Raw genomic sequence first — 15,652 nt, 5'->3', positions numbered from 1 at the left:
TGATCAAACTCCAGGCGTTACTACTCTTAAAGGTGCTATGGCTGTGATGGATATAGTAGAAACTGCTACAGCAAATTTAGATGCCATTAGAGCTGATATTGGTGCGGTGCAAAATCAAATTACAGCTACACTAAATAACATCAGTGTAACCCAAGTAAATATCAAATCAGCTGAATCAAACATCAGGGATGTAGACTTTGCAGCAGAAAGTGCAAATTTCTCTAAATACAACATCTTAGCTCAAAGTGGATCTTATGCTATGAGTCAGGCTAATGCTGTGCAACAAAATGTTTTAAAACTCTTACAATAAATCCAAAGAATATAAGGCAGTTTTGCCTTATATTAAATTTCTTTTTTCTAAAATATCTTGTAAAGGTATGATGGCTATTTTTAAAGCTTTTTCTTGGACTAAAGCTAACTCGCTGATTTCTTCTAGCCAAGATTTATGTGCTGTAATCCAAGCAACAAGTTTATTTTGTTTATCGCTATCATTGCGCATAGGATTAACATAAATTTTTGAAAAAGAACTTTCAAGATGAAATAAAGAAGGACTTAAAACTTCTCTTAAGAAAATGTATTTATTGCTTTCTATAGTCTCTTTTAGTTGATCTATTTTTGCATTTAACTCATGTAAGGTATAGTGTGTTTTGCTTTGATAGTTTAATTCTTTATGTAATTTTTTACAAATTTTTAAGAATTTTTCATTAGCTTTTATATTTTGTTTGATTTGTTTGTAAGCTTTTAGCATAAGCTCTTGGCTATCTTTGCGTTTTGGCGGATTTAGCTTTGGAAAAGGTTTTTTTACTTCATCTTTTAAAAACTCTTTACAAATTTCTTTAAAAGGTTTTTCTATGGTTCCTTCTATCCTTGCCCCACCTTCTGTGGCATTGTAAATTTTTGCCTTTGTTTGTTTATGAAATAAACTTTCAAAAATTTGCTTAAATAACATCCAAACCTCTGAACTTTGCACATAAGTTTTTCCGCCATAAGCTAAGGTTTCAAATTTTCCATGATCGCGTTCAAAATCTCCTTCGTGATAACTTTCATGTAAAAATCCTTCACTATGAGATTTTCCATCATCACTATAAGCTAAATCTTGTCCTATTAAGACGATATTTTCATGTCCTAACAAAAGTGCTAGTTCATAGTTTAAATGTGCTACACTCATTCCACCACTTACATAGCCAAAATCATGTAATCCTAAAGAATAAGCAAAAGGCATTGATCTTGAAACTAAAATATATTTTCTTCTATTTTTTTCTAAAAATTTTATACTATCTTTATATACTAACGAAGCTAAAATAAAAGTAATGTCTTTATCAAATTCTTTAAAGTCATTATCAAAGCATTTTGACACCACATCATCTCTTTCTAGCATACAAACATAATCAGGTTTTATACCTGCCTTTGCTAAGATAGGATAAGCACTATCAGCGCAAAATATAGTAGCTTTATTAGCATATTTTTTAAGTAAAGGAAGTTGTTTTTTTAAAGAAGGTCCAGTAGCTACCAATATAGCATTTTTGCTTTTATTTGATCTTTTTTTCTTAAATTCGTTAAAATTTGGATGTGTAAGCATTTTAGGTAAGTTTAGAACAAATTGCTCTATGCCTTGCATAGCATCAATTGGGTCATTTCCTCTTCTTAAGGCAATATTTTTAATAACTTTGGAATTTAAATCATTTATGTTTTTAATTTCTTCTTTTTGTCTTTCTTCATAAAATTCACAATGAATATGTAGAGTGTAAGTTTTTAAAAATAAATTTAAAAAAGAGCATAAAGTATCAGCTTTTGTATAGTTAAATTCCTTTGTATGGATTAAAATAAATCTACCTTCTAAAAGTTCTTTGGAAAAATCTATCATATTAAAAACTAAAAATATTAACTCAATATCTTTTTCATATACAATAACTTTTTTATGTTCTTTATTTGCAAGCAAACTTTTGTAAAATATACCATTGCCTAATCCATAGAAAAAAAGTATAGGGTATCTTAAGTATTCTTTATTAAATAACTCAATTTTTTCTTGTAGTTCTTTTAAAGGATTTATATATAAATTTTTTATATTTTTATAACATATATTACAATTTAAAGGATCTTTATCAAAAACATAAATATAATCTTTAGCTTCTTTTATTCTACCTAATTTTCTTTCTAGTGTTTGATATTCACTTCCTTTTAAGGCTTTTAAATTTTTTTTAAAAATCTCTGTTTTCATTTTTATCCTTTTTGATTAAAAAAATAATATCGTCATTTTTTAATATATTTTTCTAAATTATTTTTAGTCAGAATGTCTTTTATAAAACATTTTTTGTTTAAAAGAATTATTTCTAATTTTTTTAGGGTGATAATAATGAGTTGAAAGTATTCTAAATGAGAGTTGATCCAAAATTTACTTTTTTCTTTTTGCATTTGTTGGCTTTTTGGGATTATTACAAAAATTTTTGCAAGATGAAAGCGTAGTTGATCTAAATAACAAGCGAGCAAAAGTCTTATTAAAGCATTATCTTTAAAATCATCAAGATCAAACTCGTCTAGATATTGCAATGTAATATTTGCATCAGATGAATTGTTGATAAAATTGATTATATTTTGATACTTTTTTAAGTATTTTTCTATATCTTCTAATAATTTAATTAATTTATGATAGGTCTTTAGCAAATATTCTTGTTTTTTATCCGGGGTAAAGTTTTCTAAAATAGGAAAATCTTTTTCAATTTTTTCTTTTAAAAACTCTTTACAAATTTCTTTAAAAGGTTTTTCTATAGCTCCTTCTATCCTTGCTCCACCTTCTGTGGCATTGTAAATTTTTGCTTTTGAATTTGTGATTAAATATTCAAGATTAGTTTTAAACATATCCCAAGTTGTATTTGAAGTAATGTGTTTATTGCCACCATAAGCCATAATATTTATCTTTTCTAAATTACTATCACTAGTAGCGGTATATAGATAGTTTTTAGGATGAGATTCTCCAATGTCATTATAAGCTAAATCTTGTCCTATAAAGAATATATTTTTAAAATTTAATAGATTGGCAAATATAAAAGCTAAATGTGCAACAGAAATCGCTAAATCAACATAACCAAAAGCATTTAAACCAAAATAAGTTTCAAAAGTTTCTTTTGAGAAAAAAACATATTTTCGCTTATTTTTGTCTAGGTACTTTATGGTATTTGAGTGAGTTAGTGAAGCAATAATAAATAAAATATCTTTATCAAAATCATCAAAATTATTATTAAAAAATTCACTTGCAAAATCTATTCTTTCAACAGAAAAAACATAATCAGGCTTGATATTTTCTTGATATAAAATAGGATAAGCACTATCAGCGCAAAAAATTACCACATTATCTTGATACTGTTTGAGTAAAGGTAGCTGCTTGCTTAAAGATGGTCCAGTAGATACTATGATTGCATTTTTACTCAATGTATTTCTTTTATTTAGCAATTCTTTTAAGCAAGGTTTTGAAAGCATTTTTGGAATATTTTCCATGAATTGTTCTATCCCTTGTAAAGTATCTTTAGTGTCTGTTCCTTTTATAGTTGCAATAGATCTTATACAAGAGAGTATTTTTTGATTTAAATTTAAGATATCATTTGCAAATCTTTCATAGTATCTAGAATGTATTTCTAAAAAATATGTTCTTATAAATTCTCTAAAAGGATTTCTTGACATTAAAGAAAGTAATGCAGAATTTGGCATATTGCATTGTGCTAAAATTAGTTTATTTGTTTTTAATTCTTTTGAAAAATCTATATGAAAAAACAAGCTATATATTAATTCCAAGTTGTCTTCAAAAACTATGATATGCTTTAAATTTGGATTTTGCAAAAGAGCTTTATATAAAATTCCATTTCCAAATCCAAAAAAATAAAGCACAGGATATAATTTATACATTTGATCATATTTTGCCAGCATAGTATTTAATTCTAAAATAGGATTTTCATAAATTATCTTTCCTTGTTTATCTTTAATATTAATATCTAAAGAATCGTTTCCTTGTATTATTTTATATGGTGTTTTTTTGATGCTTTTAAAAAGTTTTTGAAAAGATGGATTAAGGGATTGGATATTTTTCTTAAAAAGCTCATGATTCATAATTATACCTTTAAATTTTCTTTTATAGTTTTATTATAATTTTCAAGATATAAAATAATCTCATCAAAAAAATCGATTTGTTGTTCTAAGAAAGATTTTGTATTTTTTTCTTTTTCAACTTTGTATTTTAAAACCTCACATTCATTTTGAAAGCATCTAGCTTGTAAAATATCTGAAAAAAATTCACTTTTTGGGAGCTTAAGTCTTAGTTTTTCTAATCTTTCTAAGCTTTTATCTTTAATAGCTTTTTTGCATTCATTGATAAAAATTTCACTTTGTTTTATTTGTTTGTTGAGTTTTTCTTTGCATTGTTTTAGTTTTTTTTGTGGATTTTTTGCTTTTGTTAAAATAATATTTTTTTCAATTTTTTCTTTTAAAAACTCTTCACAAATTTCTTTAAAAGGTTTTTCTATAGTCCCTTCTATCCTTGCCCCACCTTCTGTGGCATTATAAGTTTTGATTTTTAATATATCTCTAGCTAGAGCTATATCTTTTTCAAAACTTTTTAAAAACAAATACCATGTGAGTTGTGTTTTTACTTCTTTATTGCCTCCATATGCACAGATTGTTTTATAAACAACTTCTTCATCTCCTTGATCACCATATAAATGTTCTTTTGGGTGAGACTTTCCATCATCACTATAAGCTAGATCTTGCCCTATTAAAATAATATTTTCAAATCTTAAAGCTCCAGCTAACTCATAAGCCATATTAGCAACACTCATCCCATTTCCCAAAAAACCATATTCATTTAAGCCAAGTTTGCTTTCAAAAAACAAAGGTCTTAAAACAAGCATATAATTTCTATTATTTTTTTCTAAATATTCTATGGTTTTAGGATGAGTTAAAGAAGCTATGATAAATAATATATTTTTATCAAATTCTCCAAAATCATTATTAAAAAATTCGCTAGTAAAATCTACTCTTTCTAGTGAAAAGACATAATCAGGCTTAATTCCCTCTTTGGCTAAGATAGCATAAGAGCTATCAGCACTAAAAATCACAACATTTTCTTGGTATTTTTTTAAAAGCGGAAGTTGTTTCATCAAAGAAGGACCTGTTGAAACTATAATGGCATTTTTTGCTTTTGCTTTTCTATCTTTTATTAGATTTTTAAAAGGCGTATGAGCGATGATTTTTTCTAAATTTATAATATTATGTTTTATTCCTAGCAAAGCATCTTTTGGGTCATTTCCACGAGCAAGCATTAGTGTTTTTATGAGATTTAATAAAATTTGCATCACATTTTGAGCATTGGGTGTATAAAAATTAATATAAAAATCATTATAAAAATGAAAATTGAAAATTTTCAGCGTATGTTTGATTTGCGGATAATTAAATAAAACTTTAAGTTGAGCGGTGTTGATATTTGGTGTAAAAAACAAAATAAGTTTTTCTTTTCTAAGAAGTGTGGTAAAATCAATCATATGAAAAGCTAGATATAAAATTTCTAATTCTTCTTCAAAAATAACAATATGTTTTAAATTCTGATTTTTTAAAAGTTCTATAAAAAATTTTCCATCGCCAAAACCATAAAAAAATAATACTGGATATAATTGAAATTTATCATAATCAAAAGAATGATTTTCATCTAAAAAAATTTGATTTTGCAAATCAAAAATTTTATTTTCTATGATTTTAAATTTATGATTTTGAGTGATTTTTCTCAACTCATAAGCTAGTATTTGATCTACTTCAAAAAGAGCTTGGGTGTTTTTTAAAAATAATTCTTTATTCATTTAAAGTCCAAATTTTTATTTTATTATATCAAAATTACTATATTTTATAAAAACATTAAAACAAGGTATTTTTTATCCTTGAAATTTGTTTTTGGAGATTTTTATTTATCAATTCTTTTTCTAAATTTGTAATATTTTTTTCTAGACTTTCTTGTAATTTTTTTATATGGCCTATTATAAGTTCTAACCATTCTAAGTGTTCTTTAATCCAAAGATAATTTTTGTTAAAAACATCTTCTTTTGTTTTTGGGTTAAGTACATAAATTCTGGCAAGATTAAGCTCAAATTGAGTGTTTAAAGGATTAACTAATTCTTTTAAAACATTTATTTTTTCAAATTTAGTTTTAAAACAATCTAATTCTTTAATCAATAATGAAAAATTCTTTTCATCATTTCCTATAAAATTTAGTTTGTTTGATAAGTGAATGCATTCTTTGATTAAAGTGTGGCTTAGTTTTAAAACTTGATGAATTTTGTAAAATGCTTTTAACATTAATTCTTTTTGCTTGTTCTCATTTAATTTTTCAAGTTTAGCAAAAGGTTTTTTGAGTTCTTTTATTAGTAGTTCTTTGCATACTTGCTTAAATGGTTTTTCTATGGTATGATTAATTCTGGCTCCACCTTCGGTGCAATTATAGGTTGTGATATTAAGAAATTTCTTTGCATTAAAAACAGCTTCTTCTATTTGGGTTTTAAAAAGTATCCAAATTTCATTTGTTTTTACATAATGATTCCCATTGTAAGCTAATGTTGTTAAGCTATAATCAATTTCTTGAGGATCATAAGTATCATATTTTCCATAGTAATATTCTTCAGGATGTGAAGCTCCATCATCAGCATAAGCTAAGTCTTGGCCTATAAATATAATGTTTTCAAAATCTAAATTTAGGGCTAAAAAATATGCCATAGTCGCTACACTGTGCCCCATATCCATATAGCCAAAATTATGCAGCCCTATAAAGTGTGTAAAAAAAGTATAATAATTAATTAAAGTTGTTTTTCTATATTTGCTTTTAAGATGTTTAAATGTAATAGGATGGATTAAAGATTTTAAAACAAACACTATATTCTTATCAAAATCACCAAAATCATTATTAAAAAATTCTGAAGTTTCTATTATTCTTTCTAAAGATAATACATAATCAGGTTTTATATTGTGTTTTGCTAGTATAGGATAAGCACTATCAGCACAAAATATACTAGCATAATTAGCATATTGCTTTAATAAAGGAAGTTGTTTTATTAGTGATGGTCCTGTAGAAACTATGATTGCGTTTTTTGCTTGTTTTTTTCTTTTTAAAAGTAATTCTTTGAAAGAATAATTTGAGATAATATCAGGAAGATTGTAAACAAAATTTTCTATACCTTGTAAGGCATCAATGGAATCGTTTCCATATCTGAAAATAGATTTTTTTATGTATATTTGCATGTTTTTATTGGTTTGTATAATATCTTCTTGATATTTTTCATAATAATCGCAGTGCAAATCTAAAAAATATGTTCTTAAAAAATTAAAAAAAGGACTATTTGAACAAATTTCTTCAAAAATATTAACATCGATCGCGCTGGTATCTAAAATAATCAAAGAATTATTTTCTAATTCCTCACTAAAATCTATACATTGAAAACTTAGATAAATAAATTCTATTTCTTTTTCAAAAATAACTATTTTTTGTCTATTTTTGTTTTGTAAAAGGGCTTTATATAAAATTCCATTACCAAAACCATAAAAATAAAGCACAGGATATAAAAGATATTTATCATTATATAAGTTTAGTTTTTCATTTAACTCATTAAGAGTATTGCTATATAGTGTATACCCCCCCCCATGATGTATAAAATTAATATCTAGGGAGTCTTTTCCTTGTAGAATTTGGAAATTTTGGGGTTTAAAATTTTCTAATTTTTCTTTTAATTTTTTATTTTTTAAAGCTTCTAAATTTTTATTAAAAATATGTTTTTCCATGATTATTCCTTGAAATGTTTTTCTTCTAAAGCTTTAGCAAATTCTATATCACAACTTGCTTTTTTACCAAGCATGATAGGTAAAAATTTAGGATGCAAACCTAGGCTTGGTCTTACGCTTTTTATATTTTCTTGTGTGAAAATATCACCTTTTTTGATGTCTTTGCTTGCGTATAAACTTCTTGCAAAATGGCGGTTTTTTAAAGTTTTTTCATCCATGCTAAATTCTTTGTTTCCTAAAGCTTGCTCGCTTAAACGCACCATAGAACACATTTGCTTAAACTCCTCAAAATCAAGACTAAATTTAGCATCAGCACTATTTAAAGTTTTGTCTAATATAAAATGTTTTTCTATGACTCTTGCGCCAAGAGCTACGGCTAAAGTTGGTGCTAAAAATCCCTCGCTATGATCACTTAAACCAATAATAGTGTTAAATTTTTCTTGTAAAGTTTTTATGACATTTAAATTTAAATCACAAATTTGTGAAGGATAAGCCGAGGTGCATTTAAGCAAAATCAAATTCGGATTGTTTTCTTCTTTAAAAATTTTAACAATCATTTCAAGTTCTTCTTCATAGGCTATGCCTGTAGAAACTAAAGTAGGTTTGTTTTCTTTTGCTACATAACGCACAAAATCATAATCATTTGCTTCAAAGGAAGCGATTTTATAAGCTGGGGGATTAAATTGCCTTAAAAAATTTACATCTTCCTTAGAAAAAGGACTAGAAAAGCAAATTAAACCTTCATTTTTAGCACATTCAAAAAGTTTTTCATGCCACTCATAAGGAGTTTTAGCTTCTTCGTAGAGCTCATATAATTTGCGTCCATGCCATAAACCACCTTCAATAATAAAATCTTTTTTGTCAGAATTTAGTGTTAAGCTATCTGGGGTATAGGTTTGAATTTTTATAGCATCAGCTCCTGCTTGTTTGGCTGCTTGTATAGTTTTCAAAGCTATTTCAAGATTATTTGCATGATTGGCTGAAAGTTCAGCGATGATGAAAACTTTTTCATTTGTGTTAAAATTTTCTATAAACATTAAAAAACCTTTTTTAATTTAAATAAAAATTTACTATATTTTATATTTTAATTATTAATTATGATTAAAGGTTTATTTAGTAAAATAAATTTATTATAAAGTTATCTAAGGAAAAAACTATGACTAAAACACTAGAATATTCGATTTATCACTTTTGTGAACACATTTTAAAACTTAAAATTACACCAACAAGCGTGATTAGAGGCGAGCTTTATGGGGCTTCTATACCTTTGTATTTTAAAGATGAAGAATATAGTTTTTATCTGTTTTTTCAAAAAAAGGCTCTTAATGAGATTGCGCAATTTTTATTGCATGAAGAGTTAAAAGAAGATGATCTAGCAGATTTAGTAAAAGAAGTAGCTAATCAAATTATAGGTTATGCCAAAAAATTACTTAATGACACTAATGGCAAAGATGAGTATCGTTTGGGTGTTCCTGAATATTTAGGACGTATTGACGGATTTTCAAAAATCAAACTCAAAGAAAAATTTACTTATGAAATGAAAAATGCTCGTTTTAGAATAGGTTATAAAAAATTATGATAGAAGATCATTTAGGATTGTTGCAATCTTATGAAGATATTTTAGATATTAGCGTTGATTTTGTTAGTGAGCTTGGTACTACTAATATGAGTGTAAGAGAGCTTTTAAAGCTAGAAGTTGGTTCTGTGATAGACCTTGAAAAGCCAGCGGGTGAAAGCGTGGAACTTTATTTAAATAGAAGAATTTTTGGAAAAGGTGAGGTAATGGTGTATGAGAAAAACCTTGCTATAAGGATTAATGAAATTTTGGATTCTAAATCAGTATTGCAGTATTTCAAAAAAGAATTGCAATGAAATTTATTTGGATTTTATTGCTCGCTTTACCTCTTTTTGGGGCAAAAATTCTTGATTACAATATTTATCCAAGAGAAGATAGGGTGGATATTACTTTTTCATTTGATGTTCCTTATAAAGAAGGTATTAGTCAAAAGAAAAAAGATGGTATTATTATTTTTACTTTAAATGCTAAAAGTGCAAAAGAGGAAGATAGAGCGTTAAATTCTGATATTATAAAAAAAATTAAAATTTTTTCAGAAGATAAAAAAACTTTTATAGCTTTAAGTGTAGGTGATAAAATACAAATTACCGCTGATGCGATTGGTGAATATGGTTTAAGATTGCGTGCTCAAAAAGAAGGTGTAAATTTAAGTACTAAAAAAAGCTTAGAGGAAAAAAATGAGGAAATAAAAATGCAAGAATATGATTTTACAAATTATATTTTAGTTGTAAGCGTTTTGATACTTTTGCTTGTTGGACTTTGGTTTTTAAAAATATATCTAAGACAAAAACACCCTTTAGATAGGAATTTTAATTTAATCTTTCAAAGACCACTTGATAGACACAATCAACTTGTAGTTTTTGAATATGGTTTAAAGCGTTATACTATGATTATAGGAAATTCTAATGTAGTATTAGAAACAAATGAAGCTTTGATAAAAAATGAAGAACAAAACAAAGCACCTCAAAAGCCAAAAGAAAAAGATTTTGACTCTTATTTTGAAGAAAATAAACAAAGATTGCAAAATTTACTTTTAAAACAAAATAATTAATTTTGCTGATTAAAAGCCAAAATGATAAGTTTTGGCTTTGAAATTTTTTTGATTTCTTCTTTCGAAAAATAAATTTGTTTTTTAGTCGAGTATATATACAAAGTATGATTTTTTAGCGTGAAATCAAGATTCTCATCAGTGTCTTTTGCAAGTTTTTTTGATAAAGCTAAAATAAAATTAAGCCAAGCTAATATGTGATTATTTGGTAGTAAATCTTTTATATTTTCTATCGCAAATGGATTGATTTTTTTTCCATTAGCTTTTAAAATAGTAGAAATTAATAAAATTTCTTTATGTGAAAAACCAAAATGCAGGCTATTTAGAGCTATATAAGCACTATGTTCATTGGCAAAATAAAAATTAATTCTTTCGCCTATATGCGATAATTTTGCAGCATTTATAAGATCTTTTTTAAAAGCAAGATTAATTTTATGGATAGGTAAAAGGGCATCAAATAATTTATTTGCAAAATAAGCACTTTTATCATTATAATCTATACTAAAACGATCTTGTATAGATTTTAAGCTTGGATTGAAATTCGGAGGAAATTTGGCATTAAATTTTGAAAAATCCGTTGTTTCATTTTTTATTTTAGTATATTTTTGAAAAAGATTAGATAAAAATACACCTTCTCTAACACCCACTGCAGAGGTGATGATATTTTTAGCTTTTAAATTTTTTGCTAGTGCTAAAAATATCACACATCCTTCTTTTATAGTATCAAAACGATCTTTTTTTATGTTAAAATCATTTAAATTTTTGGCATTTTGAATTTTTTCTATGTGATTTTTTTCTTTTTCAAAACTATAACTAAAATTATGAATCATTTTTAACGGGTAAGAGTTTTTTTTCATTATAGAATTTGACAATGCCCTTAAACTTCCACCTATGGCAATGATATTTTCATTTTGAAAATGCTTTGGAACTTGTTTTAGTGCTTCTTGTATAAATTGGTCTAGTGCATTAAATTTTTTTGTATCGTAAAAAATTTCTTTTAATCTTACTGTGCCAAGATCAAGTGAAATACAATCTACAATCCTACCTTCTTTGATTAAACAAAGCTCAGTCGATCCTCCACCTATATCTATAGTGGTGGCATTTTGAATATCTGATAGTAAATTTAGCGCAGCAAGCCCACCTAAAAATGACTCTGTTTTTCCATTAATACATTTTATATTTAAACCTACATTTTTTGCTATTCTAGCTATGAAATCTTTAGCATTGGGTGCATCTCTTAATGCAGAAGTTCCAACAGCAATAATTTTTCTACATTTTTCTTTTAAAGCTTTTTCCTTAAAATAAGTCAAAGCTTTTTCGGCTTTAAGCATGGCTTCTTCTTGAAGAATTTTATTATTATTGTAAGCATTTTCTCCAAGTCTTACTTTCTTTTTGTGCTCACTACAAATGAAAAAACCATATCTTGAGGTTTTTTCAAAAACTACCATACGAACGGAATTAGAGCCAAGGTCAATTACTGCTGTTTTTTTAGCCATTAAATATCTTTATTTTTATGTTTTAAGCGAAGCTCATCAATGCTTTCTACATTATCAGGATCAGGTATGATACAATCTACTGGACAAGCTACTATACAAGCTGGTTCTGAAAATTCATTCACACATTCAGTACAAAGATCAGGATCTATGACATAAATTGGATCATTATCATAGATTGCTTCATCGGGACATTCTTCCCTACATGCATCACAGGATATGCATTCTCTAGTGATTAAAAGTGACATATTTTTTTCCTTTTTATAAGTAATAAAGCAAACTTATACTATATAAAAACTTATAGGTAATTTAAAATGAAAGAAAAAACAAAATCTACTTTTTAGAATGATTAAATCATTCTAAAATTTTAGTTAGTTTTTTTTAGGAAAACAAAAACGATACCCTCTACGACGCACGGTTTCTATGGTAGAGATGTTAAGCGGTTTATCCATTTTTTGTCTTATTTGATTGATTGCAACCTCTATAACATTTGGAGTTACAAGTTCAGGTTCTTCCCAAATAGCATCTAAAAGTTGTTCTTTTGACACAATCTGATCTGAATGTCTAGCTAAATGAGTTAAAACTTCAAAAGGTTTTCCTTTTAATTCTATATCTTTTCCTTGATAAGTGATTTTTTCTTCATCAGGATCAATCACTAAATCATCGATTTTGATCACATTTGTTCCGCCAAATCTAAGTCTAGCTTCAATTCTCGCCATTAAAATTTCAAAATCTAAAGGTTTTTTTATATAATCATCTGCTCCAGCTTTCAAAGCTTTGATTTCATTTTCTTTATCTGCTTTTGCGCATATTGTAACTATAGCGGTTCTTGGAGATTTTTGCTTAATGGCATTAATTAAATCACTTGCGTCATTATTGCCAATAGTCCAATTTGATAATACTAAATCATAGTGTCTAATACCTATAAAATACTCAGCGTCTTTAAAATTTTCTGAAGTATCACTTTGGTAGCCAAACTCATTTAAGGTATTTGATAGAGTTTTATTAAGTGATGCTTCATCTTCTACAACTAAAATACGCATTTTATTCCTTTGAAGATAGTTTTAGTGCAAAAGTATAACACAAATTAAGCAAATGTTCAAAATTCTTTAAAAAAATTTTAATATTTTTTACTCAGACTAGCTCCAACGCATGCATTTTTGATAATATCAGGTTTGTAACAAGTGATATTTATAAATTTAAGCTTTTTATTATGTTTTTTAATATCCTTGCATATGTATTTTAAAGATTTTTCTATAGTTTTAAATTTTTTCTTTTTATAAATTTTTTCTATTCTAATACAAAGTTTTGCATAATCTAAAAATTTTTTACTTTTAGCTTCTAGTTCTATAATAACTTTTTGTTCTTGAATTCTTTCAAAATCCAAAAGCCCTATAATACATTTAAATTCTAAACTGACTTTTATATGACTTTGCATTCTTGTTTTCCAATAAGCCTTAAAATATTTGGTATATGTTTATAAATTACTATAAATGCAATAACAAAAATTGGTGCATGGGTGTTGATCACAGGCATGTTATAGTGAAAAATAAATGAAGTAGCTATTAAAACAATTAAAGCTCCTAATGAAGCTAAGCTTGAAATTTTAAATACCTTTCCTATGATAAACCAAGCTAAAACCGCAGATATTATTTCAAAAGGTAAAAATACTGCTAAAACCCCAGCCCCTGTAGCCACTCCTTTGCCACCTTCAAATTTTAAATAAGGAGAAAAGCAGTGCCCAAATACTGCTAAAACAGCCATAGTCCATAAGATATTTTCATCATAGCCCATAAATTTTGCCACTAATATAGGTATGATTCCTTTTAATGCATCTAAAATAGCGGTTGCAATAGCAAGTATTTTAGCTAGTTTAGGATCGCTTTCTTTTACTACCCTTAAAACATTTGTAGCGCCTATACTTTTACTGCCCATATTTTTAATGTTTGTTTTAGCAAAGATTTGAGCTAGTAAAAGCCCAAATGGTATAGCGCCTATGAGATAAGCTAAAAGATAGATTATTAAATTTTCCATTTACTTTTCCCTAAGATTTTTGTAAAACTCTGTAATAATAGCAAAAAACCCTGAAATAAATATTTAAGAGATATTTTCTCCTATAATAATTTTTATTGTTAAATATAAATTTTTTATATTATTTAAAGAAAATTATAGATATATTTTCAATAAGTTTATTTTAAATAGGCTTTATTTTATCTTATTTAGGAGTAGATAATGAAAAAAATTTCATTATTAGTTGCATCATCATTATTAGTTGCATCAACTGCTTTTGCTAACGATAAAGCTTTGCTTGATGAAGCAAAAGCTGCAGGTTTGGCACCTTTACCAAAAGATCAGACAGGTGTTGAAAAACTATTAAAAGAAATGGGTATTAAAGCTAGTAAATTCTCTAAAGAGAAAGCTAACCTTGGTAAAAAGCTGTATTTTGAGCCAAGACTTTCTAAAAGTGGTTTGATTTCTTGTAATACCTGTCATAATTTAGGTATGGGTGGTACTGATGGTATAGCGGCTGCTGTAGGACATAAATGGACAGCTAATCCTCATCATTTAAATTCGCCAACAGTTTATAACTCAGTTTTAAATTCAACTCAATTTTGGGATGGTAGAGCAGGAACTTTAGCAGATCAAGCAAAAGGACCAATTGAAGCAGAACCTGAAATGGCAACTCCTGCTAAATTAGCAGTAGAAAAAATAGCTTCTATGCCAGAATATGTAAAAGAATTTAAAAAAGTTTATGGTAGCAGTGGAGTAACTTTTGATAATATTGCAGATGCTATTGCTACATTTGAAAGAACACTTTTAACTCCATCTAAATTTGATAAATTCTTAGAAGGTGATACAAAAGCATTAAATAAAAAAGAAAAAGAAGGTTTGAAAACTTTCATCGATAAAGGCTGTACAGCTTGTCATACAGGGGTAAATTTAGGTGGTAGTATGCAGGCTTTCCAAGTAGCAGCTAAATATAAATTTGCAAATGTAGGTGATTTTAAAGGTGATGCAAATGGCTTAGTTAAAACTCCAACCTTAAGAAATATTGCTGAAACTGCTCCGTATTTTCACAATGGTGCTATTTGGTCTTTACAAGAAGCAATCAAAGAAATGGGCAGTGTGCAACTTGGCATAGAAATTTCTGATAAAGAAGCAGCTTCTATAGAAACTTTCTTACATGCCCTAACAGGTAAAAAACCAAGCATTACTTACCCTCAACTTCCAAAAGCAACTGAAAAAACTCCAAAACCAGAGCTTTAATTTAAATCTTAAGACGCTTTTTTGCGTCTTAAGCTTACTTTATATAAAATCAAGATATAATTACTGCTTTTAGCCATTAAAGCTTTCTAAATTTATGTTTATGCATAATGCTTTATGGTGCTACCAAAATATTTTAAGAAAGGATAGCTGTATGTATGCTATTATAAAACACAGTGGAAAACAATACAGAGTAAGCCAAGGTGATGAGCTTAAACTAGATCGTTTTGAAGCTGAAGCAAAATCAAGCATAGAAGTAAGTGAAGTTCTTGCTATATGCGATAAAGAATTAAAGGTAGGTGCGCCGTTTGTTGCGGGTGCAAAAGTTGTTTTAGAAGTGATTGCTCATGGAAAAGACAAAAAAGTTGTGATTTATAAAAAAAGACGCAGAAAAGACTCAAAATTAAAACGCGGTTTTAGAAGACAATTTACTCGCGTTAGAGTAGTAGATATTAAAGCTTAAGGAGT

16 protein-coding genes are annotated in these 15,652 nt (G+C 27.1%); 6 read left to right on the top strand and 10 right to left on the bottom strand.

Going from position 1 to position 15,652, the window contains the following annotated elements:
• Window positions 1-310, top strand: a 310-nt coding sequence (locus L8X33_RS01395) for a flagellin (RefSeq protein WP_259443331.1), incomplete at its 5' end; no start/stop codon positions are given.
• 27 nt (window positions 311-337) lie between these two features.
• Here the strand turns inward: L8X33_RS01395 and L8X33_RS01390 are convergent.
• The 5 genes from L8X33_RS01390 to pseI are packed head-to-tail and all read right to left on the bottom strand — an operon-like array spanning window position 338 to window position 8,840.
• A complete protein-coding gene (locus tag L8X33_RS01390) occupies window positions 338-2,218 on the bottom strand; it encodes a motility associated factor glycosyltransferase family protein (protein WP_263669756.1) in 1,881 nt (626 codons plus the stop codon).
• Window positions 2,219-2,250: 32 nt separating this feature from the next.
• Complete coding sequence (locus L8X33_RS01385; protein WP_263669755.1) at window positions 2,251-4,098, bottom strand: motility associated factor glycosyltransferase family protein; 1,848 nt, start codon at window positions 4,096-4,098, stop codon at window positions 2,251-2,253.
• Between the two features lie 2 nt (window positions 4,099-4,100).
• Window positions 4,101-5,837, bottom strand: a complete 1,737-nt coding sequence (locus tag L8X33_RS01380; RefSeq protein WP_263669754.1) for a motility associated factor glycosyltransferase family protein — start codon at window positions 5,835-5,837, stop codon at window positions 4,101-4,103.
• A gap of 55 nt (window positions 5,838-5,892) precedes the next feature.
• Window positions 5,893-7,803, bottom strand: coding sequence for a motility associated factor glycosyltransferase family protein (locus tag L8X33_RS01375; protein WP_263659704.1), 1,911 nt, complete (start codon window positions 7,801-7,803; stop codon window positions 5,893-5,895).
• A gap of 2 nt (window positions 7,804-7,805) precedes the next feature.
• Window positions 7,806-8,840, bottom strand: coding sequence for a pseudaminic acid synthase (pseI, locus tag L8X33_RS01370; RefSeq protein ID WP_263659705.1), 1,035 nt, complete (start codon window positions 8,838-8,840; stop codon window positions 7,806-7,808).
• A gap of 119 nt (window positions 8,841-8,959) precedes the next feature.
• On the opposite strand from pseI, the gene L8X33_RS01365 reads away from it, so the two are divergent.
• Genes L8X33_RS01365 through L8X33_RS01355 form a run of 3 tightly spaced genes read left to right on the top strand, consistent with a single transcriptional unit; the run spans window position 8,960 to window position 10,430 of the window.
• The gene (locus tag L8X33_RS01365) at window positions 8,960-9,382 is read left to right on the top strand and encodes a chemotaxis protein CheX (RefSeq protein WP_133319685.1); all 423 of its coding nucleotides are present in this window, start codon (window positions 8,960-8,962) and stop codon (window positions 9,380-9,382) included.
• A complete protein-coding gene (gene fliN / locus L8X33_RS01360) occupies window positions 9,379-9,675 on the top strand; it encodes a flagellar motor switch protein FliN (protein ID WP_133319684.1) in 297 nt (98 codons plus the stop codon). The genes L8X33_RS01365 and fliN overlap by 4 nt, the downstream gene beginning before the upstream one ends.
• Window positions 9,672-10,430: a hypothetical protein gene (locus L8X33_RS01355; protein WP_263659706.1), complete on the top strand. Its 759-nt coding sequence runs from the start codon at window positions 9,672-9,674 to the stop codon at window positions 10,428-10,430. Before fliN ends, L8X33_RS01355 begins: the two co-directional genes overlap by 4 nt.
• On the opposite strand, the gene L8X33_RS01350 is transcribed toward L8X33_RS01355, so the two are convergent.
• The 5 genes from L8X33_RS01350 to plsY all read right to left on the bottom strand — a co-directional run bounded on the left by L8X33_RS01350 (window position 10,427) and on the right by plsY (window position 13,954).
• Entirely contained in the window at window positions 10,427-11,923 is a 1,497-nt protein-coding gene (locus tag L8X33_RS01350) for a Ppx/GppA phosphatase family protein (RefSeq protein WP_263669753.1), read from the bottom strand. The two genes, L8X33_RS01355 and L8X33_RS01350, sit on opposite strands and share 4 nt — an antisense overlap.
• On the bottom strand, window positions 11,923-12,168 hold the full coding sequence (locus L8X33_RS01345; protein ID WP_012660922.1) for a YfhL family 4Fe-4S dicluster ferredoxin: 246 nt from the start codon (window positions 12,166-12,168) through the stop codon (window positions 11,923-11,925). The genes L8X33_RS01350 and L8X33_RS01345 overlap by 1 nt, the downstream gene beginning before the upstream one ends.
• A 123-nt stretch (window positions 12,169-12,291) precedes the next feature.
• Entirely contained in the window at window positions 12,292-12,963 is a 672-nt protein-coding gene (hsrA, locus tag L8X33_RS01340) for a homeostatic response regulator transcription factor HsrA (protein ID WP_263669752.1), read from the bottom strand.
• A gap of 77 nt (window positions 12,964-13,040) precedes the next feature.
• Window positions 13,041-13,358 (bottom strand): dihydroneopterin aldolase, encoded by a 318-nt coding sequence (locus tag L8X33_RS01335; protein WP_133319680.1) that lies wholly within the window; start codon window positions 13,356-13,358, stop codon window positions 13,041-13,043.
• Complete coding sequence (gene plsY / locus L8X33_RS01330; RefSeq protein ID WP_263669751.1) at window positions 13,343-13,954, bottom strand: glycerol-3-phosphate 1-O-acyltransferase PlsY; 612 nt, start codon at window positions 13,952-13,954, stop codon at window positions 13,343-13,345. The genes L8X33_RS01335 and plsY overlap by 16 nt, the downstream gene beginning before the upstream one ends.
• A gap of 198 nt (window positions 13,955-14,152) precedes the next feature.
• On the opposite strand from plsY, the gene L8X33_RS01325 reads away from it, so the two are divergent.
• Entirely contained in the window at window positions 14,153-15,187 is a 1,035-nt protein-coding gene (locus L8X33_RS01325) for a cytochrome-c peroxidase (RefSeq protein ID WP_133319678.1), read from the top strand.
• Window positions 15,188-15,338: 151 nt separating this feature from the next.
• A complete protein-coding gene (rplU, locus tag L8X33_RS01320; RefSeq protein WP_263659711.1) occupies window positions 15,339-15,647 on the top strand; it encodes a 50S ribosomal protein L21 in 309 nt (102 codons plus the stop codon).
• Window positions 15,648-15,652 lie beyond the last annotated feature (5 nt).

The sequence above is a fragment of the Campylobacter sp. CNRCH_2014_2849 genome, assembly GCF_025772845.1.
GTDB classification, from domain to species: Bacteria; Campylobacterota; Campylobacteria; order Campylobacterales; family Campylobacteraceae; genus Campylobacter_D; species Campylobacter_D lari_D.
This window is presented reverse-complemented; position numbering and strand designations above follow the sequence as displayed.

Excerpts from the sequence above, each read along its gene's own strand:
- L8X33_RS01350 (WP_263669753.1), bottom strand. The coding sequence starts at position 11,923 with ATGGCTAAAAAAACAGCAGTAATTGACCTTGGCTCTAATTCCGTTCGT.
- L8X33_RS01385 (WP_263669755.1), bottom strand. The coding sequence starts at position 4,098 with ATGAATCATGAGCTTTTTAAGAAAAATATCCAATCCCTTAATCCATCT.
- pseI (WP_263659705.1), bottom strand. The coding sequence starts at position 8,840 with ATGTTTATAGAAAATTTTAACACAAATGAAAAAGTTTTCATCATCGCT.
- L8X33_RS01325 (WP_133319678.1), top strand. The coding sequence starts at position 14,153 with ATGAAAAAAATTTCATTATTAGTTGCATCATCATTATTAGTTGCATCA.
- fliN (WP_133319684.1), top strand. The coding sequence starts at position 9,379 with ATGATAGAAGATCATTTAGGATTGTTGCAATCTTATGAAGATATTTTA.
- L8X33_RS01345 (WP_012660922.1), bottom strand. The coding sequence starts at position 12,168 with ATGTCACTTTTAATCACTAGAGAATGCATATCCTGTGATGCATGTAGG.
- hsrA (WP_263669752.1), bottom strand. The coding sequence starts at position 12,963 with ATGCGTATTTTAGTTGTAGAAGATGAAGCATCACTTAATAAAACTCTA.
- L8X33_RS01375 (WP_263659704.1), bottom strand. The coding sequence starts at position 7,803 with ATGGAAAAACATATTTTTAATAAAAATTTAGAAGCTTTAAAAAATAAA.
- L8X33_RS01390 (WP_263669756.1), bottom strand. The coding sequence starts at position 2,218 with ATGAAAACAGAGATTTTTAAAAAAAATTTAAAAGCCTTAAAAGGAAGT.
- L8X33_RS01380 (WP_263669754.1), bottom strand. The coding sequence starts at position 5,837 with ATGAATAAAGAATTATTTTTAAAAAACACCCAAGCTCTTTTTGAAGTA.
- rplU (WP_263659711.1), top strand. The coding sequence starts at position 15,339 with ATGTATGCTATTATAAAACACAGTGGAAAACAATACAGAGTAAGCCAA.
- L8X33_RS01355 (WP_263659706.1), top strand. The coding sequence starts at position 9,672 with ATGAAATTTATTTGGATTTTATTGCTCGCTTTACCTCTTTTTGGGGCA.
- plsY (WP_263669751.1), bottom strand. The coding sequence starts at position 13,954 with ATGGAAAATTTAATAATCTATCTTTTAGCTTATCTCATAGGCGCTATA.
- L8X33_RS01335 (WP_133319680.1), bottom strand. The coding sequence starts at position 13,358 with ATGCAAAGTCATATAAAAGTCAGTTTAGAATTTAAATGTATTATAGGG.
- L8X33_RS01365 (WP_133319685.1), top strand. The coding sequence starts at position 8,960 with ATGACTAAAACACTAGAATATTCGATTTATCACTTTTGTGAACACATT.